Here is a 26,342-nt window from a genome sequence, read left to right on the forward strand (position 1 = left end):
ATTTGGGTCTATCAATTGTGAAACCTATGAAATATTCGATTATAAAAATACTTCCGCTCTTTTTGGGCGGATTTTTATTTGCTCAGCAATCCACCGATTCTGTCCAGTTCAAAAACATTTCCGATGAAATACTTGTAAATGGAACTGCGTACGAAAATTTACGGGAGTTAACCCAAAATATCGGTCAACGTTTGAGCGGTTCCGCTGCTTATGAAAAGGCGGCAGACTGGGCGGTTCAAAAATTAAAAGCAGCCGGCGCAGATAAAGTCTGGAAAGAAGAAGTGATGGTTCCGGTTTGGGAAAGAGGCAAAGAATCTCTTCAGATAAAAGAAGGAAACGGCCACTGGAAAACCCTGAGAATGCTTTCATTAGGGAATTCTGAGGGAACGAAAGGAAAAGACGTAGAAGCCGAAATGGTCTTTGTTAAGAATAAAGAGGATTTTGACAAACTTCCTGATGCAGCCATAAACGGAAAAATCATCTTCTTTAATTATGCCTTTAACCAAAAATTCATTTCTACCGGGCAGGCTTATGATGATGCTAACAAATACCGCAGAAGCGCCGCTTCCTGGGCCGGAAAAAGAGGCGCAAAAGCAGTCATTATCCGTTCGCTCTCTTCAGCTTTAGATGATGTTCCACATACCGGAATGATGCGTTATGACGAAGATGATAAAGCAAAAATCCCGGCAGTAGCGATTGGTCCGAAAAGCGCTGATGAATTGGAAAAAACTTTGAAATCCCAAAAAGTATTTGCCAGATTAAATTCTAACGCAACCATGAAAGGTGAAAAACTTTCGTATAGTGTGATTGGAGAAATCACCGGCAATAAAGACAAAAGTGTGATTGTAGTCGGTGGACATCTCGATTCCTGGGATGTGGGTGAAGGCGCGCAGGACGACGGTGCCGGAATTGTTCAAAGTATCGAAGTACTGAGAACTTTCAAAAAGTTAGGAATTAATAACAACCATACGATTCGGGTCGTTTGTTTTGCCAATGAGGAAAACGGCGTACGAGGTGGAAATCAGTACGCAACCAACATTAAGAAAAATAACGAAAAACATATTTTTGCTGTCGAAAGTGATGGTGGCGGTTTTACACCCCGTGGTTTTGGTTTGGTAATGACTCCTGAAAAACGCCAACAAGTACAATCCTGGAGAAACCTTTTCTTGCCGTATGGAGTTCATAATTTCGAAGTTCAATATGCAGGAACCGATATCGAGCCGATGGAACCTTTGGGCGTTCCTTTAGCAGAACTCATTCCAGATTCTCAAAGATATTTTGAAATTCACCATTCCGATGAAGATACTTTTGACAAAGTAAATCGCAGAGAATTATTATTAGGAGCGTCTGCAATGGGACAGTTAATTTACATGGTCGATAAAAACTGGTAATGAGAAAACCTCCGATTCACAGAAGTTTTTGGAACGCCATCAAAGGAGTCATCTGGATGCTGAAATCTGAACGTAATTTTCAGATCGAAGTTTTGGCGTTGCTTATCAATCTTTTTTTAATCGTTTATTTAAAAGTAACCGAGTTTGAAGCGACTATCATTTTAGTGGTTTCATTCTCGGTTTTAAGTTTAGAAATTCTGAATACGTGTGTAGAAAAAATCTGCGATATAATTCAACCTGAGTATGATGAACGCATTAAAATCATTAAAGACATTGCAGCAGGATCTGTATTCTTAATGGCAATCGCTTCTGCAATAGTCGGGGTTTTAATTTACACTAAATATCTTCTTTGAAAATGCTGTCATCGTAAGACATTTTCGCTGCCTGATAACCGATTTCAAAAATCTCTTCCAAACGGCTCGCATTTCTTTCGAAAGTTCCGTAATTAGCTAATTTTTTGGACGTAATGATCCAGTCACAATAGGAAAATTTATGGATTTCTGTACGGTGTGACATTAATTCGTAAGCTCTCGTCGTCACCGATTTTATACTGTTAAGATCCCCAATTTCAACATCTTGCGGTGGCGAAACATAAACACCGATCAGTTTTTCACAATCCTGATGAATAATGTCTGCGGGGAAATTATTCAAAACTCCGCCGTCACTAAACATTTCATTACCAACAATATAAGGAACTGTAATTCCGGGAATTGAACAGGAGGCAATTACTGCGTCCACGATTTTGTCTTTGCCTTCAAATATTTTTTGCTCACCGGAAACCAGTTCTGTAGCAATGACCTTCAAATTGATATCAAGTTCTCCAATGGTCATATCCTTGAAAATAGGATACAAATACGTTGAGAAAATTTTAGAGGAAACCAGTCCCGGTTTGTTGAACGCAAAATGTCGCCAGTTGAAAAAATAGACCGATTTAAAAAAGTCCAGAATTTCTTCGCCCGATTTGCCGACACCGTGTAATGCACCCACAATCGAACCTGCGCTGCAACATGACAAAACATCTGCAGTAATATTTTTCTCTGCTAAAAATTTTAGAACTCCGGCATGAGCAAGTCCTTTTGTCCCACCTCCCGAAAGAACCAAACCCAAATTATATTTTTCCATTTTAAAAAGTTAGTCAAAAATAAGAAACCACATTGAAACTTTGCGGAATTTTTCGAATTTTAAGATGCTAAACTCAGTATTTCATTTCATTAAAAAATAGTTCTGAAATAAAAAAATATCCTTTAAACAACGTTACATTTCGTTTATCAAAAATGAGAAGAGTTTTCTATCATCAAAATTTACATATCTTCTAAATTTCTGTTTTAAAGATACTGTCATCATAAGAAGTTTTTGCTGCCTGGTAACCGATTTCGAAGATCTCCTCTAAACGCTCTGCATTACTTTCGAAGATCCCATAATTTGCTAATTTCTTGGAGGTGATAAGCCAGTCACAGTAACAAAATTTATGGATTTGATTTTTGTGTGATAATAATTCAAAAGCTCTTGTCGTCACGGCTTTTATGGAATTCAAATCACTAATTTTCACGTCTTGTAACGGAGAGACAAAAACACCAATTAATTTTTCGCAATCCTGATGAATAATATCTGCCGGAAAGTTATTAAGCACGCCTCCATCACTGAACATTTCGTCACCAACAATATAAGGAACCGTAATTCCGGGAATAGAACAGGATGCGATTACAGCATCGACGATTTTGTCCTTCTCCCCAAAAATTTTCTGTTTTCCTGAAATAAGTTCGGTGGCAATAATTTGTACTTCTACCTCCAAATCACCAAGAGTCATTTCTCCAAAAACTGGATTCAGATAATCAGAAAAGACGTCAGACGAGATAAAACCAGGCTTATTGAAGGCAAAATGATGCCAGTTAAAAAAATAAATAGACTTGAAAAAATCCAAAATTTCCAAGGGTGATTTTCCAATTGTATAGAGCGTACCAACAATGGAACCCGCACTACAGCAAGCCAAAACATCCGGATGAATATCTTTTTCCATCAAAAATTTTAAAGCGCCTGCATGTGCAACTCCTCTTGTACCGCCACCGGAAAGCACGAGTCCAAGTTTGAATTTTTTCATAACTAAAAGTTAGTCAAAAATTAAAAACCGCAAACTAATGTTGCGGTTTTATTTGAATTTTATAATGTTCTTTCTATTTCAAAAGATATTCCTGCATAAATTGAATTACTGCCAATCTCTGAAAATCCACGTTCTCTTTTTTACGGAAACCGTGTCCTTCATTTTTAGCTTCTAAATACCAAACCGTATTTCCCTGCGCTTTCAGTTTATCACGCATTTGCATTGCCTCCGTCACCGGAACTCTTGGATCATTGGTTCCCTGGATGATGAACATTGGTTTTTTAATTTTATCGGTGTTATTTAAAGGAGCGATCTTGGTGAAAAACTCACTCATTTTCGGATCACGTTCGTCGCCATATTCTGCTCTTCTTAAATCACGCCGGTATTCTTCGGTGTTTTTCAGGAAGGTATTAAAGTCTGAAATTCCCACCACATCCACAGAACATCTGATTCGGTCTGCATATTCATACGCCGTAGCCAACGTCATAAAACCGCCGTAACTTCCGCCCATGATCATAATACGATCTTTATCAAGTTCCGGTTGCTTGGCGATCCAATCCAATAAAGCATCGATATCTTTTACAGAATTCATTCGGTTGAAACCGTTGTCACTCGCGATATACGTTTTACCGAAACCTGAAGAACCCCGAACATTGGGATAAATCAAAGCAACGCCCATTTCATTGGTATAATAATTATTTGCACCTAAAGATGACGCCATCGACTGACCTTCTGGACCGCCATGAATATTGATCATCACTGGTCTTTTCCCGGTAAACTTTTTAGAAGCAGGATAATAAAATCCGGAGATTTTCATCTTGTCAAAACTCGTCCATTCAATCAATTTCGGTTGAGCCATATCGCTTTTCTGCATTTCGCCCTGTTCGCTGTCCGTCCATCTTTCGATGTTTTTCGTGGCTAAATCTAAACGATAAATATCAGAGGAAGAATCATAAGTTGACTGTGAGAAAAAGAGGGATTTTCCGTCGTCTGTAAATTCTATATTATTGATTAAACCAATCGGTAAACCTTTTATTTCTGAATATTTTTTGGTTGCAGTATCCATTAAATATAACTTATTCAAACCACTTTCATTGGTTTTAAAAACGATTTTGGATTTATCTTTCGATAACGCATAATCAGAAACTTCCCACGGAATATTGGTGGTGAAATAAGTGATTTTTTTCGTTTTTAAATTCATCAAAGCCAAACGGTCAAACTCATTATCACGGTCGGTCACATACCAAATCTCGTCAGAATTTTTTGCAAATTCAGCGCTGCTTTGAACGATCTGTTTTTCAGTTCTATCGGTGATTGGTTCCAGCTTTTTTGTTTCTGTATCTAATAAATACAGATAAGATTCGTTCGCCGAAACATATTCGCTGACGATAAGTTTTTTGCCGTCCGCTGAAATATCGCTGATTCCCCAGCCGCCACCTTTCAATTCCAGAATCAATTTGGTTTGTTCAGGTTTTAATGGATTCATAAAATAAATATCCCGGTCGCCGCCATTTCTTTTGGTTGAAGAAAAGTAAAAACCAGAACCGTCTTTCTTCCAACGCATTCCGCCGTTTTGGGATCTGCCGCCATCGGTTAGAAGCGTGGATTCCATGGTGTTTAAATCTAATCTGAAAAGTTGTCCGAATTCATTTCCGCCAATATCTTTAGAATAGACCAAGTATTTTCCTTCCGTTGGTTCGTAATCTGCGGAATTCACAGGTTCGTCAAAAAAAGTAATTTGTTTTCTATTGCCTAATGCTTTTGATAAATGATGCAATTGATTGGTAGAAGCAAATCTGGTGACCATGATCAACTCCTTACCGTTGGGATGAATTGCGGTAAAGTTGGCGCTTCTGCTTTCTGAATATTTTTTAATTTTTTGATTTAAACTTTTCGGTATCGCTGGAATATTCTCAGTTATCAAATTTTCATTAGGAACGACAATATCATTTTTAGTTTGAGCAAAAAATGCTGCCCCAGTCAACAAAAAAACCGGAATAAAAGATTTTAGGTGCATATATTATAATTTGATGTTAAGATAAGAATTTTTGGGAATTAAAAAAAGCATAATTTGTGGTTGCGGTTTGTTTGTATTGGCTCAAAGTCGGAATGATGTGCGAACGGGATTTGCTTTTCTATATTTCAGATTTTATTTTCAGTATTTTGTAATATTATTGATATTTCATTGTAAACATTACAAGCAATCGACTACCTATACAGATAATCCACTACAGAAACGAATGCGCAAGGTTGTTTTATCATTTCTGCAATGTGCGGAATCATTTCTGCATCTTGCGGAATCATTTCTACACGTTGCGGAACCATTTCTACTCGTTGCGGAACCATTTCTACACCTTTCGGAATGATTTCTGCACGTTGCGGAATGATTTCTACAATTTGCGGAAGAGTTTTTACCTCATTTTTATTGATTCCTATTTGCGCCGTTGTGGGCTTTGCAAAGAATCCCGGCAGAAAGTGCTGTGAGTTTATTGATGATCCCTCCACTTAAAACAGTTTCTCAATAAAAAAACTCCAGCGAATCACTGGAGTTTTCTATATAAAAATATCGTTTATTTTAGATGTGAATCACTTCGCCATAAGCGGCGGCAACGGCTTCCATCACAGCTTCTGAAATCGTTGGATGTGGGTGAATCGCTTTCAACACTTCGTGACCGGTGGTTTCTAATTTACGCGCTACAACTGCTTCTGCAATCATATCGGTAACGCCGTCGCCGACCATGTGACAACCCAACCATTCGCCGTATTTCGCATCGAAGATCACTTTGATGAAACCATCGGTATCTCCGTTGGCAGTGGCTTTTCCGGAAGCTGAGAACGGGAACTTACCTACTTTCAGTTCGTAGCCTTTTTCCTTCGCCTGTTTTTCGGTTAAGCCTACAGAAGCGATCTCTGGATGACAATACGTACAGCCCGGAACATTGCCGTAATCGATCTTTTCTACGTGAAGACCTTTGATCTTCTCCACACACGTAATTCCTTCTGCAGATGCAACGTGCGCCAAAGCTTGCGTTGGCAAAATATCACCAATCGCATAATAGCCCGGAACAGAAGTTTCGTACCATTCGTTCACCAAAACTTTTCCTTTATCAGTCTGGATTCCTACTTCTTCGAAACCTTGACCTTCAATATTGGAAGCAATTCCAACGGCTGAAAGTAAAATATCTGCTTCTAAAGTAATATTTCCGGTTGCTGTTTTTACGGTTGCTTTTACGCCGTTTCCGGAAGTATCCACAGATTCTACGGAAGCGTTGGTCATGATATCAATCCCTGATTTTTTCAGAGATTTCTCAACGTGTTTTGAAGTATCTTCATCTTCCACGGGAAGAATGTTTGGCATGAATTCAACAACGGTAACTTTGGTTCCCATGGTATTATAGAAATCAGCGAACTCAATTCCGATCGCACCTGAACCGACAACGATCATCGATTTTGGTTGCTCAGGAAGATTCAACGCCTGTCTGTATCCGATCACTTTTTTTCCATCTTGTGGAAGGTTTGGCAATTCTCTGGAACGCGCGCCAGTTGCGATAATAATATGCTGTCCTGAATATTCAGTTGCTTTTCCGTCTTTATCGGTTACAGAAACTTTTTTACCTTTTTGAATTTTGGCTGTTCCCATGATCACATCGATCTTGTTTTTCTTCATCAGGAAAGCGATTCCACCACTCATTTTCGTGGCAACTCCTCTACTTCTCTGGATGACTTTAGAAAAATCAAAACCTGGATTTTCTACTTTATTTAAACCGTAATTTTCGGCTTGTTGTAAATATTTAAAAACATGCGCAGATTTCAACAATGCTTTGGTTGGGATACACCCCCAGTTTAAGCAAATTCCGCCCAGGTTTTCTTTTTCGATAATGGCCGTTTTGAAACCTAACTGTGCGGCTCTAATTGCCGTAACGTAACCACCAGGTCCACTCCCAATAACAATAATATCGTAGTTCATTATTTAAAAATTTGATGCGAATTTACGGAAAATTTTGCGATTTATATTTATAGCATACCGAGGAATTAAATACTGTGGGTTTTTCGCAAGAATAAACAACTTTGAAGAAAAAACTATTGGATAAATATTAAGCTTTTCACCATCAGCTCCAGATTCCGCCTGATTATAATAAAGTTGTGTTTTTGTTGAGGATTTGCTTTCTCTGGAGCTTCGGTGTGTTGTAAAATGGTATCGCTTTTCTATTTCCGACAAATGTAAAGCACCCCGCCAAAACTTCCTTACGGAAAACCATAAAACAGTGATATTTTTGAGTAAAAATTAAATTTATTTTTGAAAAACAGGTAGAATAAGAGAAATGAAAATAACCAAAAAAGCTTTCCGGTAAAAGGTATTTTTACTGCAGTTTCTTTCCCGTACAGGAAATTGAGATGAAAAAACAAGGCATACAGGTAGTAATTTAATTTGAATCTTTAAAATATAATTCAAAGTTAAAAAAAACAGCGAAAAATTAATTTTCGCTGTTTTCTGTGAATAAGTTTATATTTTTGGAGATGGAAGTTCCTGTAGCTTTCTAAATTTTACCGAAACAAAAAGTTTCAATAAAACATAACAAAGCAATAATTACTACTTAAAAATTATCCCGCTCCTAAATCTTCGGGAATTTTTCAGGATTCGTTTCTGTAAACAATCCGTAAATTTTCTCGACCATATCGTCAACACTAGGTTTGCTGAAGTAATCGCCGTCACTTCCATATGGCGGACGGTGATTTTCTGCAGAAATGGTTAACGGATCGGAATCCAGGTATCTGAACGCTTTCTGTTTTTCCATAATCTGCTGAAGAATAAACGCCGAGGCCCCACCTTCTACATCTTCATCGATGATTACCAAACGGTTGGTTTTCTTCACACTTTCGGAAATTTCATGACTCAGATCGAATGGAATTAACGACTGAATATCGATCACTTCCGCAGAAATTCCGATTTTTTCCAATTCCTGAGCGGCTTCCATGACCAATCTCCAGGTTGAACCGTAAGTAACTAAAGTAACATCTTTTCCTTCTTTCGTTACTTCAATTTTTCCTACCGGAACCGTAAATTCTCCAAGATTATCAGGTTGCTTTTCTTTTAATCGGTAACCGTTTAAACATTCGATAATTAAAGCCGGCTCATCTGCCTGAAGCATGGTATTATAAAATCCAGCCGCTTTTGTTAAATTACGCGGAACGAGGACTAAAATCCCTTTTGAGAGATTAATAATTCCCGCCATCGGAGAACCTGAATGCCAAACTCCTTCTAATCGGTGGCCACGTGTTCTGATAATCAACGGTGCTTTTTGTCCGCCTCTGGTTCGGTATTGAACGGTTGCTAAATCGTCGCTCATTCCCTGCAGACAATACAGGATATAATCCAAATACTGGATTTCTGCAATTGGTCTTAAGCCACGCATTGCCATTCCGATTCCCTGTCCCAGAATTGTTGCTTCACGAATTCCGGTATCTGCGATTCTCAAATCGCCATATTTTTCCTGAAGGCCTTCTAAACCTTGGTTGACATCACCAATATTTCCCGCATCTTCACCAAAGATGAGTGTTTCCGGATATTTTTCAAAAATTTTATCGAAATTATTTCTGACGACTACTCTGCCGTCGACCGTTTCCGAAGCGTCAGAAAATACGGGTGCAACTTCTTTGACATTGGTTGCTTTCCATTCTGACTGAGAATATAAATGAGAAGAATAGTTGTCTTTTTCCACTGCGAAAATCTCTTCAAATTTTTTATGAAGATTTTGTCTTTCTGAAGTTTGATCTGTTCTTGTCAACAATAAAGATTTTCTCACCAAATGGAAAATATCTTTTTTCGCTACAGAAATCACTTTATTGAATTTTTCTAATTCTGCGGCAACTTCAATATTTTGAGATTTTAAATTTTCAACCAAAGGAACAACAGTTTCTTTTAAATCCTGAATCGTTTTCTGATAATTTTCCCATGCTTTTTTCTGACCGTCTTTCACAAATTTCTTCGCTTCCGAATCAATTTTCTCTAATTCTTCAACGGTTGCTAACTGTTGTTCACTGCCTTCAATTTCAATCGAATAATCCAGGATCCATTCTTTAAATTTTACCAAACCATCGAAATCCCCTTCCCATTTCAGGCGGTCTTCATCTTTATATCTTTCGTGTGAACCGGAAGTTGAATGTCCTTGCGGTTGCGTAACTTCGATAACATGTACTACAACAGGAACACTTTCTGTTCTTGCAAAATGTTCTGCGCGTGCATAAGCATCTAATAAGGAAGGATAATCCCACGCTTTTACCTGAATAATTTCACAACCCTGATTTTCACCTTCTTTTCTTTGGAAACCTGAAAGCATTTCGGCGATATCTGCTTTGGCTCTTTGGTTGTGTGTAGGAACCGAGATTCCGTAACCGTCATCCCAAATCGAAGTAATCATCGGAACCTGCAAAGCGCAGGCAGCATTTAAGGTTTCCCAAAAATGCCCTTCTGCCGTTGAGGCATCACCAATTGTTCCGAAAGCGACCTCATTTCCTTTATTTGAAAATTTTTCTGAACCAGCGAATTCAACAGTTTTATAAACTTTAGAAGCCAGCGCCAATCCTAATAATCTTGGCATTTGTCCGGCGGTAGGAGAAATATCAGAGGATATGTTTTTTTGTTTTGTTAAGTCTTTCCAACTTCCATCTTCATTCAAACTTCTGGTGGAGTAATGGCCGTTCATTTGTCGACCCGCAGAAGCTGGTTCACGCTCAATGCTCGTATCTGCATATAATTGGGCGAAAAAATTCTCAACCGTTATCGCACCAATGGCGTATGCAAAAGTCTGGTCACGATAATATCCCGACCGGAAATCGCCATCTTTAAAAACCTTTGCCATGGCCAATTGCGGCAATTCTTTACCGTCTCCAAAGATTCCGAATTTTGCTTTTCCCGTCAACACTTCCCTTCTTCCGAGGTAAGACATTTCTCTGGAAATTCTGCCCAGTTTATAATCTTCTAAGATTTGGTTTTTAAAGTCCTGAAAAGTAATCTGCTGAGTTTCAATATAGGTCGTTTCCATAAAAGCTGAATTTTCACAAAGATAAATAAATGAATTGAATTTTTAAAATTAGAATTTTATTTTTTGATAATATTCTATTTTTCAGCACCCTTTTTTATAAATTTGATAATCAGTATGTTGAACATATCACATTAAATAATGATAAAAATCAAGTCATCTCTTAAAAAGATTTCTGCGTTAGTGATTAAATTGCGACCATTACAAGCCTTTGTCCTTTTATGACAAACTAGGTGTACATTAAAGAAAAGTTAAATCTCATTTAAAATAAAATACAAAGTATCCTCAAAACAATTCTTCCGCGAATAAATCCGCGGAAGAACCAACACAAATGATGAAAAAAAAATTATTTAGTTTAGGGGGTTATTTTCTTGGTGGTGCTGCAATTTCTCCTTCAAGTTCAGAAGCTGCATTATTTGTTTCTTCAGCAGTTGTACTAGAACTATCTTGTTGTAATAAAACAGTTGTGGAATCCTGAACTCTCTGTAAAGTTGCTGCTTCTTCCGGTGATAATACATCGTCAGACTGTCTGCATGATTGTAATGTAATTGTAGTAAAAACTACTGCTGCGATAAGTGCAAATTTTTTCATTCGTTTAATTTTTACAAATGTATTGTGGAATGCAGTTATGAACCAATAAAACAAACCGTTAGTTTATAAAAAATGACAAGCAAATTATAAATTAAGTACTGTTTTTTTAAAAAAATAGCAGTATTATTGTAAAACAAATGACTTAAAAAATCTTATATCATTACTAATCACTTCATTAAGGTTTATGCAGCTGAAATACACTTTCCCTCTTCTTTTTCTTTTTTACTTGTTTTTTTTATCAAACTTTCATGCTCAAAGTCTATCAAAATCCGATTTAAGTAATGAGGAAATTGAAAAAAGAATTGATAATTCCAGCAACAATCCTACAAAAAGATGGGAACTCATAACTTTCTATATTAAAAAATCTAAAAAAGACCAGAATAACGAAGCCCTTTTTTATGCATACCGATATGCAAGTACAACCAGCACTTATCCATTAAATATAAAATACGCAGACAGTGCATTAGGTATTGGGGAAAAATCCGGCATAAAAAAAATACTGTTAGACGCTTATCTTAACAGAGGTAACATCAATATGTCTGAAGAATTTTACCAAAAAGCCCTCGATGATATTTTGGTGGCCAACAAATTATCTCAGGAATCGGGTAATGCCTACATTTTTAATAAAACGATCTATTATATTGCTCAAAATAAAATTTACCTCGGTCAGTATGAAGATGCCAATAAAGAGCTTCTAATATGCTTACAATTTTTTAAAGATAATTTAACAAACAAAATATCTCTGGGGAAAAATTATCAGATGTATTATATTTATTCGCTGATGAGTCTTATCGATTCCAATACAAAACTTGGAAAATTTAAAGAAAACAAAATACTTTTGAAAGAAGCTTTTGACTATCTCAAAAAAAACAAGCTCAATCAGTACATTCCCTATTTTATTACCTCGGAAGGTTTGATTTCCTACTATTCCAATAATTATGAGACTGCCATTTCCAAACTTTCTGAAGCCATTCAATTATATAATGATCAGTGGCAGCATAATACCGAAGTTTTCTATTTGGGACTTTCTTATTGGCATATTGGCAAAAAAAAATTGGCGGTAAAATATCTGGAGGAAATCGATAAATATTATACCAAAACCAAAAAGCTGGATCCGCAGTTCAGATCTGCTTATGAGATCCTGATTAAATATTATAATTCCGTCGGAAATACAGAAAAGCAACTGGAGTACATTAATAAACTAATGATCCTGGACAGATCTTACGAGAAAAACTACAAATATCTTTATGGAAGGATCGTTAAAGAATATGATACCAAAAAATTAGTATCAGAAAAAAACAGGATTGAAAGTACGCTTAAAAACCAAAGAATTATTTTTGTGGCTTTATTTATAATTTTGGTGTTTGTTTTTCTGTTTTTTGGTTTCCGTATTCAAAAGGAAAAACAAAATTATAAAAAGAGATTCGAAGAAATTATTGCCCAACAAAATACAGGTAATACCACACAAGAAAAACTAATTCCAGATTCTCCTGACTATAAGCAGAAATTCGATTATGAGTTTTACAATAAAATAGCTGGACTCAATCCAATTTTTGTCGAAAATATTTTAAAGCAACTGGAACTTTTTGAAAATGAAAATAAATTTCTGGATTCACAGGTTTCCCAAAAATCTTTGAGTGAAGAGTTGGGAACAAACTCCACTTATTTTTCAAAAATCATCAATACCTATAAAGGGAAAAATTTTGCAGTTTATATTAGCGATCTCCGGTTAGATTATATTATTGATCATCTTAAAAATGATGTAAAATATATCAATATGGATGTAAAGGAACTTGCCAGAATTGCAGGATTTTCGAGTACCGAAAATTTTTCGGATAATTTCCGCAGGAAATTCGATTTAAAACCGTCTGTATTTATAAAAATGATGAAAGACAAACTGTAGTCAATTTCCAATTCATCTTTTTCAGACGTTTTTGGATTGTAGCCGGATTTGACAATAAAAAATCGAAATCTTTTCCAAGATTTCGATTTCTGTAAAACGTAAAATTTAAAAATATGAACTTGGTTTTAGCTGTTATTAATTATTATTGGGGTTAAATTCCATTTCCCGGAGCATCTTATCGATAATTTCCAATGCTTTCTGCTCATCTGATAAATTGACCATTAACCGAACTGTGTTTGCAGTGGGCGTGGTAGTAAAAGACATATAATTATCAATTAAAAAACTTGTAATGTCTTGTGCTTCCAGTTTTGATTTTACCAATTGAATTTCAGACGGTTTCTCACTTTCAAAAACCGCGACTCTCGTTTCTCTTTCCATATTTCATTTCATTTTCGATTGTTAAAGTTACAACAAAATAATTGTAATTTATTCATTAATAATCAAAAATTAATAGGAATTCAAACTCTGTTTTATTTAAAAACCGCCTGAATCTGTTTCTATAATTACATTTTCGCCATACAAACTTCGATTTTATCGAGCGCCATTTGAATTTCTGCCGTGCTAACATTCAGGTGTGGCCGAAACCGGATGGAATGATCACCACAAGACAGAACAATTACGTTTTCCTGGTACAAAAGCTCCTGCAACTTATTGCGTTCTGCGCCATTGGGTAAATCGACCGCGCACATTAAACCGCGTCCTCTTGCATTGGAAATTTTATCCGGATATTTTTGGGCTAAACCCTGTAAACCGAGAAGTAAGTATTCACCGACAATCCGAGCGTTTTCTACCAGATTTTCCTTTTCGATAACTTCCAAAATTAATTGAAATCTCAGAATATCAATAAAGTTCCCGCCGAAAGTTGAATTGATCCTGGAACTTTCACGGAACACATTATTAGGAATTTCGTCGAATTTTTCTTTATTCGCCAAAACACCGCAAACCTGCGCTTTTTTACCGAAAGAAATGATATCCGGTTTTGCACTGAAATGTTCGAAAGCCCACATTTTTCCGGTAATTCCTACTCCGGTCTGTACCTCATCAAAAATCAGTAAAATTTCATTTTGGTCACAAAGATTTCTTAAACCAACAAAAAACTCATCACGGAAATGGTTGTCGCCGCCTTCTGCCTGAATCGGCTCAATGATGATACACGCCACTTTATTTGGATTTGAAAGAATGGCTTCTTCAATATTAAGGAGCGCAAGATTCTCATTTTTTATGGTTTCTTCCAAATTCTCTTCTGTAACCGGAAAATTCAAATGAGGATTAATGATTCTTGGCCAGTCGAATTTCGGAAAATACTGGTATTTTCTTGGGTCAGAAGTATTGGTTAAACTTAATGTATATCCACTTCTTCCGTGAAAGGCCTGTTTGAAATGAATACAAATTCCCGCTTCATGATCAATTCCCTTTTCGAAATTCTTTCTCGTTTTCCAGTCGAAGCAAGCTTTCATGGCATTTTCTACGGCCATGGTTCCCCCTTCGATAAAGAAGCAGTACTGCAGTTCTTCGGGAATGGCCACTCTTTCGAAAACAGTCATGAAATCTGCAAATTCCTGAGAATAAACATCGGCTAAAGTAGGTTTATTGACGGCCATTTTCCCGAGCCATGCCGATCTTTCCATTAAATACGGATGATTGTAACCGATAGATGCCGAGGCGAACATGGAAAACATATCGAGGTAATTTTTTCCTGTAATTCTATCATGGATCCACGACCCCTGAGACTTTTCAAAATCCATTACGAAATCGAAACCGTCGGCAAGCATATGCTTGGACAAGGTTTCTTTTACCGTATTGGTCGGTTGTGGATGAGGTGCTATTGCGTTGTTCATATTTTTTGAAGTTAAAAGCAGAAAGTCCGAAGTCGGAAATTCAAGGTTAGAATTTATTTTACGCTATTTTATAATTAAAAAAAATCTTTGTATTTGTAATCTTTTGCAGCCCGACCTGAGTGGAGCTCTTTTTGTGCAGCGCAGCGGAACAAAAAAGCGGGAACGGAGGGCGGATCAGCTGCCCAAATAAATATTAATATTTTACAGATCAAATTTAATTCCCTGCGCCAAAGGCAAACTGTCGGTATAATTAATGGTATTGGTTTGTCTTCTCATGTAATATTTCCAAACATCGGAACCGGATTCTCTGCCACCGCCAGTTTCTTTTTCACCACCAAAAGCACCACCGATTTCTGCACCGGAAGTTCCGATATTCACGTTGGCAATTCCACAATCGGAACCATTTTGTGAAAGGAATAATTCTGCCTGACGCATATCAGTGGTCATAATCGCAGAACTTAAACCTTGAGGAACATCGTTCTGCATTGCGATTGCTTCCTCCAAAGTTTTGTATTTCATAATATAAAGAATCGGGGCAAAAGTTTCGTGCTGCACGATTTCATAAGAGTTTTGAACTTCTGCGATACACGGTTTTACGTAACAACCGGACTCGTAATTCTCTCCTTCCAAAACGCTGCCTTCAACTACGAATTTCCCACCTTCTTTTTTACATTTTTCAATGGAATCCTGATATTGTTTTACGGCATCTTTGTCAATCAAAGGTCCAACATGATTATTTTCATCTAAAGGATTTCCGATTTTTATTTGTCCGTAGGCTTTTACCAGACGGTTTTTCACTTCATCATATAAATTTTCATGGATAATTAATCTTCTTGTAGAAGTACATCTTTGTCCCGCAGTTCCCACTGCGCCGAAAACTGCACCGATAATCGACATATCCAAATCGGCATTCTCGGTAATGATAATCGCATTATTTCCACCCAGTTCAAGAATTGATTTGCCGAAACGTTGCGCAACATTCGTTCCCACGATTCTTCCCACTTTCGTAGAACCGGTGAAAGAAATCAAGGCAACATTTTTATCGTTCACCATTTTGTCACCAATTTGATGATCGCCCACAATCATGGTAGAAATTCCTTCCGGAAGGTTATTTTCTTTTAAAACTTCATTGATAATATTTTGACAGGCAATTCCGCAAAGGGGTGTTTTTTCTGAAGGTTTCCAAATGGTTACGTTTCCGCAAATCCACGCCAAAGCGGTATTCCAAGACCAAACTGCCACCGGGAAATTGAATGCGGAAATAATTCCAATAATTCCAAGCGGATGATACTGTTCGTACATTCTATGTCCAGGACGTTCAGAATGCATCGTGTAACCGTGAAGTTGACGCGATAAACCAACTGCGAAATCACAGATATCGATCATTTCCTGAACTTCACCAAGCCCTTCCTGAAGCGATTTTCCCATTTCATAGGAAACCAGTTTTCCTAAATCGTCCTTATATTCCCGAAGTTTTAAACCGAACTGACGAACCAATTCTCCCCTTTTCGGAGCGGGAATTTGGCGAAATTCTAAATAGGCTTTTTTAGCCTTTTCGATTACCTGATCATAATCGTTTGAATTTGCAGTGATCACTTTAGCAATTAATTTTCCGTCTGTTGGGGAATAACTTTCGAGTAAATCGCCATTGGCAAAGTAATTTCCACCAGAAGAGACGCCTTTATTTTCTTTTGCAATACCTAAATTAGAAAGGGATTTTTCGATTCCAAAATCCTGATTTGTATGGGACATAATATTTATTTGAATTATCCTTAAAGATAGAAAAATTACTGAAATCAGAAAAATTTTAACAGAGTTTTATTGAATCTTAAACAATTTTAAGTTTTAGAAAACAATACCGCAAATTCGATGAACAGACTATTTTGCCACAAAAAAATAAGTGGCATTATTTCCATTCATAAATTTGAAAGGCTTAAATAATAGTATTAATTTTGAAAAAAATTCTCCATGGAAAATTTACAGCCTGAAGATAAAAATTCAAAATTTAAAAAGTGGTTCAAACGAGTAGGGATCGGTGGGCTTATCTTTTTCACCGTGAAAGGAATTGCCTGGCTTTTTGTATTTTATTATGGTACGGAGTTATTTCAGAATTGCAGTGGAAAATAAATTCAAGAAAGAGTTTCCTTGCTTTTCCAATCCTCTTTTTTGATTTGAAAAACGACATTTGTTTTCGAAGCTTCGCCAAAATAGGCCACTTCTTCCTCACCCAAATTTTCTGCACCTAATTTAGTCATCGCTTTTACAGACCGGATATTATCTTTCCCAACATGGAAAATCACTTTTTCAACGAATTGAAAAATATAATCCAACATCATTTTTTTTGCACTTGCATTGATGTTCTTTCCCCAAGATTTAGTGCCGTAAAAAGTATAACCGATGAAAATACTTTTATCATTTTCATTAAAATCATAAAACCGTGTACTTCCTAAAACTTCCTCTGAATGCTTGTCAATGATTAAAAAAGCACCTTTGCTTTCCAATGCTCCTTTGAAAAAGTTATGAAAAACTTCTCTTTTGTACCTCTCTTTATTAGGATGCATTGCCCAAACTTCGGGATCAGAGGCTACCATGAATAATCTTTCGAAGTCAGTTTCCTTTAAAGGAAGCAATTCGATATTTTCGTTTTCTAAAGTGGGTTGAATGGAGAAATTCATAGTCGATGTTTTTTCAAAGATAAAAATAAGTTTTGGCTAAGGCCTATTGAATTAAAAAAACAAACAGGCTAAAGCCCACTCCTATTGATAAATTTCGCTACTGAACTTTATTTCAAATTATTTCATCCGTGATAAACCCGGGAAAAAACAATTTTACCATTCTTAATTTCCAATACTTCACCGATTTCCAGATCTTCTTCGCCTTCAACCTGTCGGGTATATTCCATGAAAACCTGTTCTGAATCTGCAGTTAATCTGGTAAGTTTATAATTCAAAGTCGGTAATCTTTCAAAACAGTCTTTCCACCAGTTTCGCAATGCATTTTTTCCTTGAATTAAACCATTAGTTTCAGGTTCTCGAACTTTCAATTTCGGGCTGAAATGTTCAGCTTGGTCATCATAAAGTTCAAGGAGATTTTCTAAATCGTGTTCGTTGAATGCTTTAAACCAAAGTTTTGCAATATTTTTTAAATCTTCAGGATTCATAAATTATCATTCTAAGTTTAGAAAAGAATCGCTTTTTCCAGTTCCAGTAATTTCTGTTTGCGCCAGATTCCGCCACCATAGCCGGTTAAAGTTCCGTTGCTACCAATAACCCGATGACACGGAATTAAAATAGAAATTTTGTTCATTCCATTCGCATTGGCCACGGCACGGACTTTTTTCGCATCACCTAAAACTTCAGATTGTTTTCTGTACGTCCAGGTTTCGCCGTAAGGGATTTTTAGTAAAACATTCCAGACACTTTTCTGAAATTCGGTTCCTACAGGAGAAAGTGGAACGGTAAATTCGGTTCTGTTTCCTGCGAAATATTCTGAAAGCTCTTTTTCCAAAGTTTTAAAATGTGGACTATCACCTTGAACGATCGTTGCATTTAATGATTTTGCCAAATCGGTGAATTCTGTTTCCAACATTTTTCTGTCGGTAAATTCGAGCATACAAATTCCCTCTTCCACTGCCGCGGCGTACATGGTTCCGATGGGCGTTTCGATTCTTTTTAAATCAATGATTCTCTGCGTTTTCGAATTTTTGGGAGAAACGCCAAATATGGTTTTGAAACTTTCATTAAAACCGCTCAGACTTTCAAAACCGCTGTTGTAAGCAGTTTCCATAATATTTTCGCCTTGCTGTATTTTTTTAAACGCTGTATTTAACCGGAACATTCTTTGAAAACTTTGAAACGTCATTCCGTGATTTTTCTGAAACCATCTTCTGATGGTCGCAGGTTCCAGCCCGCGCTGAATCAAATCAAAATCTTTGAATTTCAGAGAAGGATTTTCTCTTAATTCTTCTAAAATTTTCTGAATATATTCCGGTGTTTCATCTGGATTTTCCAGTGGCTTACAAACTTTGCAAGGTCGATATCCTTTTAAAATGGCCTCTTTTGTATTTTGGAAAAACTCCACATTTTCGGGTTTGGGTTTTCTTGCCGTACAGGTTGGCCGGCAAAAAATCCCGGTGGTTTTTACACCCATCCAAAAAACACCCTCGAAATCAGGATTTTTGTCGAATGAAGCTTGATACATGATTTGGTCTGAAAGTTCCATTTTGTAAATTTAAAGCAAATTTATTTTAATTAAAATTTGAGGACAACCGAAAATCCGACAAGTATTTTTTTTAAAAAGATGAGAGACCGCTTCGCTGATAGATGAAAGATGAAAGACAGGTTTAACGCCATCTCTATTTATTATTGCGACCGTTTTTATATTGATTATGAAACCAATTCATCGGGAATTTTCGACAACCTAAAGACCCAAAAAAAACAGCATTGATGATAGAAAAAAAGTGAACCGAAGTTCACCTTTACTTATTTTTTTGCAGCTGCCTCTTTTTCAATCTGCTTTATTTCAGTGAGTTTGTCGATGATTTTGGCGACTGTTTCGGGCTTGGCTTCTTTCACCGGAACTACTGCTTTCACCATATCCCATTTAAAGACCAAATCAACGGAATGGATATCAACCGGCATTAAGGAAATCTCAAACCATTCCTGTCTGTCGCTCAGTTTCTGCGCGGGAACGGTAACTTCAACCACGTTCTGTTTTTCATCAAAACTATAAGCGCCCCACTGTTGGGAATCTTTGTTTAAAATAACTTTCCACTCCTTTTCTGCTGGAATGACAAAGAGACCGTAAGTTCCTGCCATCACGTCTTTTCCACCGAAGTTAACGTTTTGTTCAAAGGTAATTTTGGTCGCTGAATTTGCGCCGGCACGCCAAACTTTCCCGTAAGGAACGAGTTCGCCGAAAACCTTTCTTCCTTTTACGCCAGGACGGCCATAATCCACAGAAATTTTAGTCAGTGAAAACTGCTGTTCAACTTTCTGACGTGGACTCGCTGTAGGAACGCTAAACTGCGAAAACCCCAAAAAAGAAAGCGATAAAAAGACGGTAACGAATAATTTTTTCATAATAGCTGATTTGAATTAATAGATATTGAAAGTCAACGTTAATAAGGTTTAAAGATATTAAAAAATAGCATATCGAATTTAAAAAAAAATAAAGCCACCTGAATCGAAATTCAGGTGGCCCCATTAAAAACTAAAACTATGAAAACTATGGCATTAAAACCGTGTCGATCACGTGAATTACGCCATTTGACTGGTTAACATCTGCAATCGTAATTTTTGCAGAATTTCCTTTTGCATCTTTAATATACAGGTCTTTACCTTTGGTCCAGAAAGTCAGTTTTTCTCCTTCTACCGTTTTGGCCATGTATTTTCCACCGTTTTTCTTGGTCCACATCCAGAGATCTTTGGCAGAAATTCTTCCCGGAACAACGTGGTAGGTTAAAACTTTGGAAAGCGTCGCTTTGTTTTCAGGTTTCAATAACGTGGCTACTGTTCCTGCAGGTAATTTATCGAACGCTTCGTTGGTAGGCGCAAAAACTGTAAAAGGCCCTTTGCTTTCTAATGTTTCCACTAATCCGGCTGCTTTTACTGCGGCTACTAAAGTAGTATGGTCTTTCGAATTCACCGCATTTTCAATGATGTTTTTCGTAGGATACATTGCTGCTCCCCCGACCATTACTGTTTTTTCTTTTTTTGCCATTGTTTGAGCGTTGGCGTTGTTCCCGATGGCTAAAGTCATTGTTAATGCTAAAGCCGCTGCTGTGATTTTTGAAAAGTTCATTTTAAATTGTTTTAATGTTATATAATTGATGTGTTATCAGGAGATACGAGAAGGAATTATGTTTGGATTTATCTTTTGTGAAATTATTTCGATTTTTTCACCATCGGTTCAAATTCCAGTGAAATTGAATTCATGCAGAACCTCTTTTTTGAAGCTGTTGGACCGTCATCGAACAAGTGACCCAAATGCGCGTCGCATCTTCCACACCGGACTTCAGTTCTTACCATATTATAAGACTCATCTTTTATATATATAACTGATTTTGGACGAATGGTTTCAAAAAAACTTGGCCAGCCACAAGTACTTGCGAATTTTGCATCAGATCTGAAGAGTGCATTTCCACAGGCCGCGCAGTAGTATGTTCCTCTTCCATCGAATTTATTATACTTCCCGGTATTGGCCATTTCGGTTTCGTTCAGCCGGGAAACAGAATAAAGATCGGCGTTCAGAACTTTTTTCCAGGTTGAATTCGGAACTTTTAAAATTTGGGTATCTGTTCTCGAGTAATAAGGATTCACAATATTTTTCCCTTTTACATTCTGAATTCTTTGTGCCTCCATTTTCTGAAAACCTAATGTCCCGACTAAAAAGATTGCTGATATTTTAACTAAATTTTTCATTTCATTATTAATTATAAAAGGATATACGCAGAACTTTACGATTTGGTTTTATATCTTGATAAAAAAAACTATTTTTGGACTTCAATAAAATAAGTGACAAAAGAAATCCTTTCACCAGATCAAATTCTGTCTTTACTGTTAAGTAGAGATGAAAAGGGTTTTAATTATTTGTACAAAAATTATTCTGGCGCTCTTTATGGGGTGATTATCAGGATTGTCCGGTACGAAGAAGAAGCCAATGAAGTTTTGCAGGATGTCTTCGTTAAAATCTGGAATTCTGTAAAAAGTTTCGACTCTAATAAAGCTTCATTATATACCTGGATGTTGAATATTGCAAGGAATTCTGCCATCGACCGTTTAAAATCAAAATCTTTTCAGAACGATTTACAAAACCAAAGTCTCCCCGATTTCGTAAATGACCATGCAACACTTTCTACGGAACAGCAACATGAGTTCAACGAAATACAGAAAGGAGTAAATACTTTACGTGAAGATTACAGAATCCTGATCAACAAAGCCTATTTCGGTGGATTTACGCAGGAAGAAATTTCGGAAGAACTCGGCATTCCTTTGGGAACCGTAAAAACCAGAACCAGAGCGGCATTATTAGAACTAAAAAATATATTGAAAGAATTTAAATTTATTTTTTTATTTTTTTTCATTAAATAAAAGTGGATATTAAAACTTACATATCATCAGGCGTTATCGAAGCTTATGCGATGGGAAATCTTTCCAGCGAAGAATCTTCTATTTTGGAATGTGTGATGAAAAACAACACAGAAGTTCAGGAAGCGGTCTTCGCGGCACAGCAAACTTTTGAGCAACTGGCGACTCAGCAGGCGATTACTCCACCTGCTCATTTAGAGGAACTTATCCGAAGTAAAATTACATTCGGAAATGAAGAAATAGAAACAATTCCTTTACAACAAAAAGGAACAGTTAATACCTTAAACAATAATTTCTCTGCCTGGATGAAAGCCGCTTCTGTAGCCGTTTTATTTGGACTGGGTTATTTGGGATATGAAGTGAACTCGAAGAACAGTCAACTTCAGGAAATCGCAAAAAACAACCTGGAACTTTCAACTAAAGTTTCCACTTTGGAAGAAATGAATTCGATTGTAATGAATTCCCGAAAAATAGAACTGAAAGGCGTAGAAAACCATCCGAATATGTTGGCTGATATTTACTGGCATACTTCGAAAAAAGTGTTTCTTGAAATCAAAAATCTGCCGGCCGCGCCTGCAGGAAAACAATACCAACTTTGGGCAATTGTCGATGGCAAACCTGTAGATATGGGAATGTATAATGCCAAAAAAGACTCTGCCGTTCAGGAGATGAAATCGGTAAATAATGCTCAGGCATTCGCAATAACTTTAGAAAAAGAAGGCGGAAATCCTACGCCAACGATGGAAGAAATGTATGTGATGGGAACGATTTAAAAGCCGTCATTTGCAAATAGTAAAAAGCGAAGAATTGTTCTTCGCTTTTTTTGTAGGATTTATCAATGGTATGATATTCATCTATCGGAACAGTTCTTTCACTTCATCAATATCAAATGATTTTTTCTCATCATCGATGGAGATAATACCCGAAGCTACATTTTTCTTTTTCTGTTGTAAGGAAACAATTTTTTCCTCAATGGTATCTTTACAGATCATTCGGTAGGCCATTACTTTTTTGGTCTGCCCGATTCTGTAACAGCGGTCTATCGCCTGGTTTTCTACGGCGGGATTCCACCAAGGATCGATGATAAAAACATAATCGGCTTCGGTTAAATTCAAGCCAGTTCCGCCGGCTTTCAAACTGATCAAAAACACGCGAACGGCGGCATTGTTCTGGAAATTTTCCACCCGATTTTGCCGGTCGGTTGTTTGGCCGTCCAGATATTCGTAATGAATATGTTCTTCTTCTAACCGGTTTTTTACAATTTGAAGCATTTTTACGAATTGCGAAAAGACCAAAATTTTATGATTTCCTGTTTTTTCTTTGATGTTTTCGATTAAAGCTTCCAGTTTAACAGAATAATTTCCAAATCTTCTTCAGAAGGAATCAATGCTGTAGAATTACAAATTTGTCGCAATTTGGTTAATCCTTCCAAAATATACATTTGAGATTTTTCGACTCCGTTTTCATCAATTTTGTTCAATAAATAATCGCGGTATTGATTTTTGAACGTGTTGTAAACTGCACGCTGCTCTTTTTCCATTTCACAGAAAATAATGCTTTCTGTTTTTTCCGGCAATTCGGTGGCCACCTGTTCTTTGGTTCTCCGCAACATAAATGGCGTGATGATTTTACTCAAAAGCAACGAAGCATCTACCTCTTTTTCTTTATCAATGGCGTCCGAAAAATTATTTTTGAAATGGGTCATATTGCCCAATAATCCGGGATTCAGGAAATTGAGCTGCGCATACAGATCGAAAGTATTATTTTCTATGGGTGTTCCGGTAAGCGCAATTTTGTTATATGAATTTAGCAACCGTACGGCTTTATATCTTTTAGAATTTGGATTTTTAATGGCCTGACTTTCGTCTAAAATCACATAATGAAATTTGAAATCTTTTAAAAATTCGATATCATTTAACAATGAGCCATAGGTAGAAATAATGAGGTCATATTTCTTAAAATCATCTTTATTTTCATGCCTGTTTAATCCTGTAAAAGTGAGCATTTTCAAGGTCGGACAAAACTTTTCTATTTCATTTCGCCAGTTAAAAATTAGCGAAGTTGGCGCGATAATCAGCGAGGGTTGAATTTTGGGATTGGTTACTTTCAGATGCTGCAAAAAAGCAATGGTTTGCAAGGTTTTTCCTAAACCCATATCGTCTGCTAAGCAACCGCCTAATTGGTTTTTGTCTAAAAAAGCCAGCCAGTTCAAACCATGATGTTGGTAATCCCGAAGTTTCGCTTTTATCCCTTTTGGAATGGCAATATTTTCGATTTCGGAGATGTTCTGTAAACGCATTTTTTTATGATAGAGTTCTTCCAGAAAAGCTGGTTTCGAATCCATTTCCTGATACAGTTCATCGATAATTCCGAACTGATAATTCGACATTTGTATGCCGTTTTTCTTTACCTCGCCTGTTTTAAAATAATTGGCGAATTTTTTCATCCATTCTTCGGGAAGAATTCCAAGCGTTCCGTCGCCGAGCGTTACATAATTTGACTTTTTTATAAATGCTTTCTGTAATTCTTTAATATTCACTTTTTGATTGCCAAAACTGATGTCGATTTCGATATCAAACCAGTCAATATCCGACTTTAAATTCACCTGAATGACGGGTTTATTCAAATTGAATTTAAAAGATTTTAAATCATTTACGCCAAAGACAGTCATTCCCAACTGTTTCATTCTTTCGATGGAATGCAACATCCAATAGTTTTCAAAAAGTTCGCCGGGAGTCAGAAAAAAGATATTTTCCTGTGTTTCAAAATTGGGATGAATACTCCGGAATTCCTCAACAAAAATATCTTCAAAAGATTGATTTCTTTCCAATAATTTTTTCTGATTTTCATCAAATAAAAACTCTGTAGAAAGTACATCTACCAATTGATCTTTATATTTAACCGCCAGTTTAAAAACGATAAATTCGCCCTCATGATCAGTAATATACACTTGCTTTTCTAATAATTCTTCACCGGTTTTCGCTTTGCTCTTTTTTAAAACAGCCGACTGAATTTCGAATTTTTTAGATAACGGTTTGATGATTTTATCAAAAAAATCCGGCGTATCTTTTTTGAGGTAATTAATTTCGGAAAACTTCTGATAATGCAGAATATAAGCAGATAATCTTGCATCGGTAATGGGAATAATGAGATCTTCCAGGAAAATATAAAGCGGCGAAATCTGCAATGCTGAAGCATTTAGATTGTAATTTTTACCTTCAATACACAATTTCGCTTTTAAAGTATAGAAGTAAGGCGTTTCTATAAAACTGAAAAATAATTTGACGTCTTTATTTTCAATTTTTGCTGGTGTAAGGTTTTTGCGAACCAAACTTTTGCCTGAATCAAAAATATAATTGAATTTATTTTCTATCAGTTTCAAAAAATCTGCATTGGCAGAAACGGCTTTCTTCAAATACTGAATATCTTTAGAATACCTAAACTTTGCCAAACTGCGGTCAATTTGGATCGATTTTAAAATCAGTTTTTGTTCTTCTGCGCTGTCATAAACGATTAAAGCATCCTCAAAATTGCTGGAATTAATTGGAACTATCGAAGAAGAAAAATCGGTTTTGGTTTTGTTATACTTGGCCTGAAAAAGGCTTGTTTTGGTAAAGGCTTTTCGGTAAAATTCAAAAAAAACGCCCAACCCAAAATCATCAGGCACTTTGGAAACCCCGGGCAGTTTGATTGCCATATCATCCAAATCGTTTTCCACCAAAATTGAAATATCCCGAGAATCTGAAACTAAATTATCGACTTTGTAACTCGCCTGAAAACCTGTTGCCGTCAATTGAAAATTGAAAATAGAATGATAATCTTCGTCAAGCGAAAACCCTTTTTCTACCACAATATTCTCCATATTTTTCTGAAAATAATTTTCGGTGAAAAAATCATTGCCAAAAACTTCTACAATTTTTTTTAATGCTGTTCCCAAATGCTCACACATCTTTTTTTGTTTAGCACAACTGCATTTAAAATCGATACGATTTGTTTTGGGATCAAATTTCAAAACCTGATTATCGCTGTACCAACCTTTTAATTGACAATGGACTTCATTTTTATCAACTTCAGCAATTTGAAGTTCATCCGGAGCTTTATGTCGATGATCAGGTTTTACCGTACATTCTTCAATAATTTCATCCGTAATTATTGCCTCTGGCAGAAAAATTTTATCAGACTGATACTTTATTTCCGGAATTGTTTTTTTTATTTGAATGATTTTTGCGGGAATAATATTTCCAAACAAATCTACGTTTTGACCAGTCGTGACGGCATTTACAATTTGATCTGCATACTTGACAATAATTGTATTCAAAGAAGCGATGACGTGTTTACAAATTCCAGGATAATTATTTTTAAAAGGACAATTGCAGGAAGTTTTAATTCCGTT

At 36.4% G+C, this 26,342-nt stretch carries 24 protein-coding genes; 6 read left to right on the forward strand and 18 right to left on the reverse strand.

Annotation, left to right across the window (positions count from 1 at the left end):
• Positions 1–26: 26 nt before the first annotated feature.
• Both QF004_RS04850 and QF004_RS04855 read left to right on the forward strand, forming a co-directional pair.
• Positions 27–1,391: a M20/M25/M40 family metallo-hydrolase gene (locus QF004_RS04850; protein WP_307423403.1), complete on the forward strand. Its 1,365-nt coding sequence runs from the start codon at positions 27–29 to the stop codon at positions 1,389–1,391.
• The gene (locus tag QF004_RS04855; RefSeq protein ID WP_307423406.1) at positions 1,391–1,744 is read left to right on the forward strand and encodes a diacylglycerol kinase family protein; all 354 of its coding nucleotides are present in this window, start codon (positions 1,391–1,393) and stop codon (positions 1,742–1,744) included. Before QF004_RS04850 ends, QF004_RS04855 begins: the two co-directional genes overlap by 1 nt.
• Here the strand turns inward: QF004_RS04855 and QF004_RS04860 are convergent.
• The 7 genes from QF004_RS04860 to QF004_RS04890 form a co-directional block, all read right to left on the reverse strand.
• A complete protein-coding gene (locus QF004_RS04860) occupies positions 1,728–2,513 on the reverse strand; it encodes a patatin-like phospholipase family protein (RefSeq protein ID WP_307423409.1) in 786 nt (261 codons plus the stop codon). The two genes, QF004_RS04855 and QF004_RS04860, sit on opposite strands and share 17 nt — an antisense overlap.
• Positions 2,514–2,703: 190 nt before the next feature.
• Positions 2,704–3,489 (reverse strand): patatin-like phospholipase family protein, encoded by a 786-nt coding sequence (locus QF004_RS04865; protein ID WP_307423412.1) that lies wholly within the window; start codon positions 3,487–3,489, stop codon positions 2,704–2,706.
• A gap of 73 nt (positions 3,490–3,562) precedes the next feature.
• Positions 3,563–5,506 carry an alpha/beta fold hydrolase gene (locus QF004_RS04870; RefSeq protein ID WP_307423414.1) on the reverse strand — a complete coding sequence of 648 codons (1,944 nt, stop codon included), beginning with the start codon at positions 5,504–5,506 and terminating at the stop codon, positions 3,563–3,565.
• 191 nt (positions 5,507–5,697) lie between these two features.
• Positions 5,698–5,994: a hypothetical protein gene (locus QF004_RS04875; protein ID WP_307423416.1), complete on the reverse strand. Its 297-nt coding sequence runs from the start codon at positions 5,992–5,994 to the stop codon at positions 5,698–5,700.
• Positions 5,995–6,064: 70 nt separating this feature from the next.
• Entirely contained in the window at positions 6,065–7,456 is a 1,392-nt protein-coding gene (lpdA, locus tag QF004_RS04880) for a dihydrolipoyl dehydrogenase (RefSeq protein ID WP_307423418.1), read from the reverse strand.
• Between the two features lie 646 nt (positions 7,457–8,102).
• The gene (locus tag QF004_RS04885; protein WP_307423421.1) at positions 8,103–10,532 is read right to left on the reverse strand and encodes a thiamine pyrophosphate-dependent enzyme; all 2,430 of its coding nucleotides are present in this window, start codon (positions 10,530–10,532) and stop codon (positions 8,103–8,105) included.
• Positions 10,533–10,892: 360 nt separating this feature from the next.
• On the reverse strand, positions 10,893–11,120 hold the full coding sequence (locus QF004_RS04890) for a hypothetical protein (protein WP_307423424.1): 228 nt from the start codon (positions 11,118–11,120) through the stop codon (positions 10,893–10,895).
• 184 nt (positions 11,121–11,304) lie between these two features.
• On the opposite strand from QF004_RS04890, the gene QF004_RS04895 reads away from it, so the two are divergent.
• Positions 11,305–13,023 (forward strand): AraC family transcriptional regulator, encoded by a 1,719-nt coding sequence (locus QF004_RS04895; protein ID WP_307423427.1) that lies wholly within the window; start codon positions 11,305–11,307, stop codon positions 13,021–13,023.
• Between the two features lie 135 nt (positions 13,024–13,158).
• Here the strand turns inward: QF004_RS04895 and QF004_RS04900 are convergent, their stop codons facing one another.
• From QF004_RS04900 to QF004_RS04910, 3 genes are all read right to left on the reverse strand, one after another.
• The gene (locus QF004_RS04900) at positions 13,159–13,401 is read right to left on the reverse strand and encodes a putative signal transducing protein (RefSeq protein ID WP_133441016.1); all 243 of its coding nucleotides are present in this window, start codon (positions 13,399–13,401) and stop codon (positions 13,159–13,161) included.
• A 125-nt stretch (positions 13,402–13,526) separates the two neighbouring features.
• Positions 13,527–14,861, reverse strand: coding sequence for an L-lysine 6-transaminase (gene lat / locus QF004_RS04905; protein WP_133438409.1), 1,335 nt, complete (start codon positions 14,859–14,861; stop codon positions 13,527–13,529).
• 201 nt (positions 14,862–15,062) lie between these two features.
• Positions 15,063–16,613, reverse strand: coding sequence for an aldehyde dehydrogenase family protein (locus QF004_RS04910; protein WP_307423431.1), 1,551 nt, complete (start codon positions 16,611–16,613; stop codon positions 15,063–15,065).
• Between the two features lie 216 nt (positions 16,614–16,829).
• Here QF004_RS04910 and QF004_RS04915 point away from each other — a divergent pair, with 216 nt between their 5' ends.
• On the forward strand, positions 16,830–16,988 hold the full coding sequence (locus tag QF004_RS04915) for a hypothetical protein (protein WP_165983168.1): 159 nt from the start codon (positions 16,830–16,832) through the stop codon (positions 16,986–16,988).
• A gap of 2 nt (positions 16,989–16,990) precedes the next feature.
• Here QF004_RS04915 and QF004_RS04920 read toward each other — a convergent pair whose 3' ends face one another.
• The 6 genes from QF004_RS04920 to msrB all read right to left on the reverse strand — a co-directional run bounded on the left by QF004_RS04920 (position 16,991) and on the right by msrB (position 21,223).
• Entirely contained in the window at positions 16,991–17,536 is a 546-nt protein-coding gene (locus QF004_RS04920; protein ID WP_307423435.1) for a GNAT family N-acetyltransferase, read from the reverse strand.
• A gap of 122 nt (positions 17,537–17,658) precedes the next feature.
• Positions 17,659–18,021: a nuclear transport factor 2 family protein gene (locus tag QF004_RS04925; RefSeq protein WP_307423438.1), complete on the reverse strand. Its 363-nt coding sequence runs from the start codon at positions 18,019–18,021 to the stop codon at positions 17,659–17,661.
• 17 nt (positions 18,022–18,038) lie between these two features.
• A complete protein-coding gene (locus QF004_RS04930; RefSeq protein ID WP_307423441.1) occupies positions 18,039–19,082 on the reverse strand; it encodes a bifunctional transcriptional activator/DNA repair enzyme AdaA in 1,044 nt (347 codons plus the stop codon).
• A 260-nt stretch (positions 19,083–19,342) separates the two neighbouring features.
• Entirely contained in the window at positions 19,343–19,942 is a 600-nt protein-coding gene (locus QF004_RS04935) for a DUF2911 domain-containing protein (RefSeq protein WP_307423444.1), read from the reverse strand.
• Between the two features lie 145 nt (positions 19,943–20,087).
• A complete protein-coding gene (locus QF004_RS04940; RefSeq protein WP_185145769.1) occupies positions 20,088–20,663 on the reverse strand; it encodes a fasciclin domain-containing protein in 576 nt (191 codons plus the stop codon).
• An 83-nt stretch (positions 20,664–20,746) separates the two neighbouring features.
• A complete protein-coding gene (msrB, locus tag QF004_RS04945) occupies positions 20,747–21,223 on the reverse strand; it encodes a peptide-methionine (R)-S-oxide reductase MsrB (RefSeq protein ID WP_307423613.1) in 477 nt (158 codons plus the stop codon).
• A gap of 153 nt (positions 21,224–21,376) precedes the next feature.
• On the opposite strand from msrB, the gene QF004_RS04950 reads away from it, so the two are divergent.
• Complete coding sequence (locus QF004_RS04950) at positions 21,377–21,952, forward strand: RNA polymerase sigma factor (RefSeq protein ID WP_246012404.1); 576 nt, start codon at positions 21,377–21,379, stop codon at positions 21,950–21,952.
• Positions 21,953–21,954: 2 nt separating this feature from the next.
• The gene (locus QF004_RS04955; RefSeq protein WP_307423448.1) at positions 21,955–22,722 is read left to right on the forward strand and encodes an anti-sigma factor; all 768 of its coding nucleotides are present in this window, start codon (positions 21,955–21,957) and stop codon (positions 22,720–22,722) included.
• 81 nt (positions 22,723–22,803) lie between these two features.
• Here the strand turns inward: QF004_RS04955 and QF004_RS04960 are convergent, their stop codons facing one another.
• Together QF004_RS04960 and QF004_RS04965 are read right to left on the reverse strand one after the other, a co-directional pair.
• Complete coding sequence (locus tag QF004_RS04960) at positions 22,804–23,295, reverse strand: DEAD/DEAH box helicase (protein ID WP_307423615.1); 492 nt, start codon at positions 23,293–23,295, stop codon at positions 22,804–22,806.
• Positions 23,283–26,267 (reverse strand): DEAD/DEAH box helicase, encoded by a 2,985-nt coding sequence (locus tag QF004_RS04965; protein WP_307423451.1) that lies wholly within the window; start codon positions 26,265–26,267, stop codon positions 23,283–23,285. Before QF004_RS04965 ends, QF004_RS04960 begins: the two co-directional genes overlap by 13 nt.
• Positions 26,268–26,342 lie beyond the last annotated feature (75 nt).

The organism is Chryseobacterium sp. MDT2-18, assembly GCF_030815285.1.
GTDB classification, from domain to species: Bacteria; Bacteroidota; Bacteroidia; order Flavobacteriales; family Weeksellaceae; genus Kaistella; species Kaistella salivictor.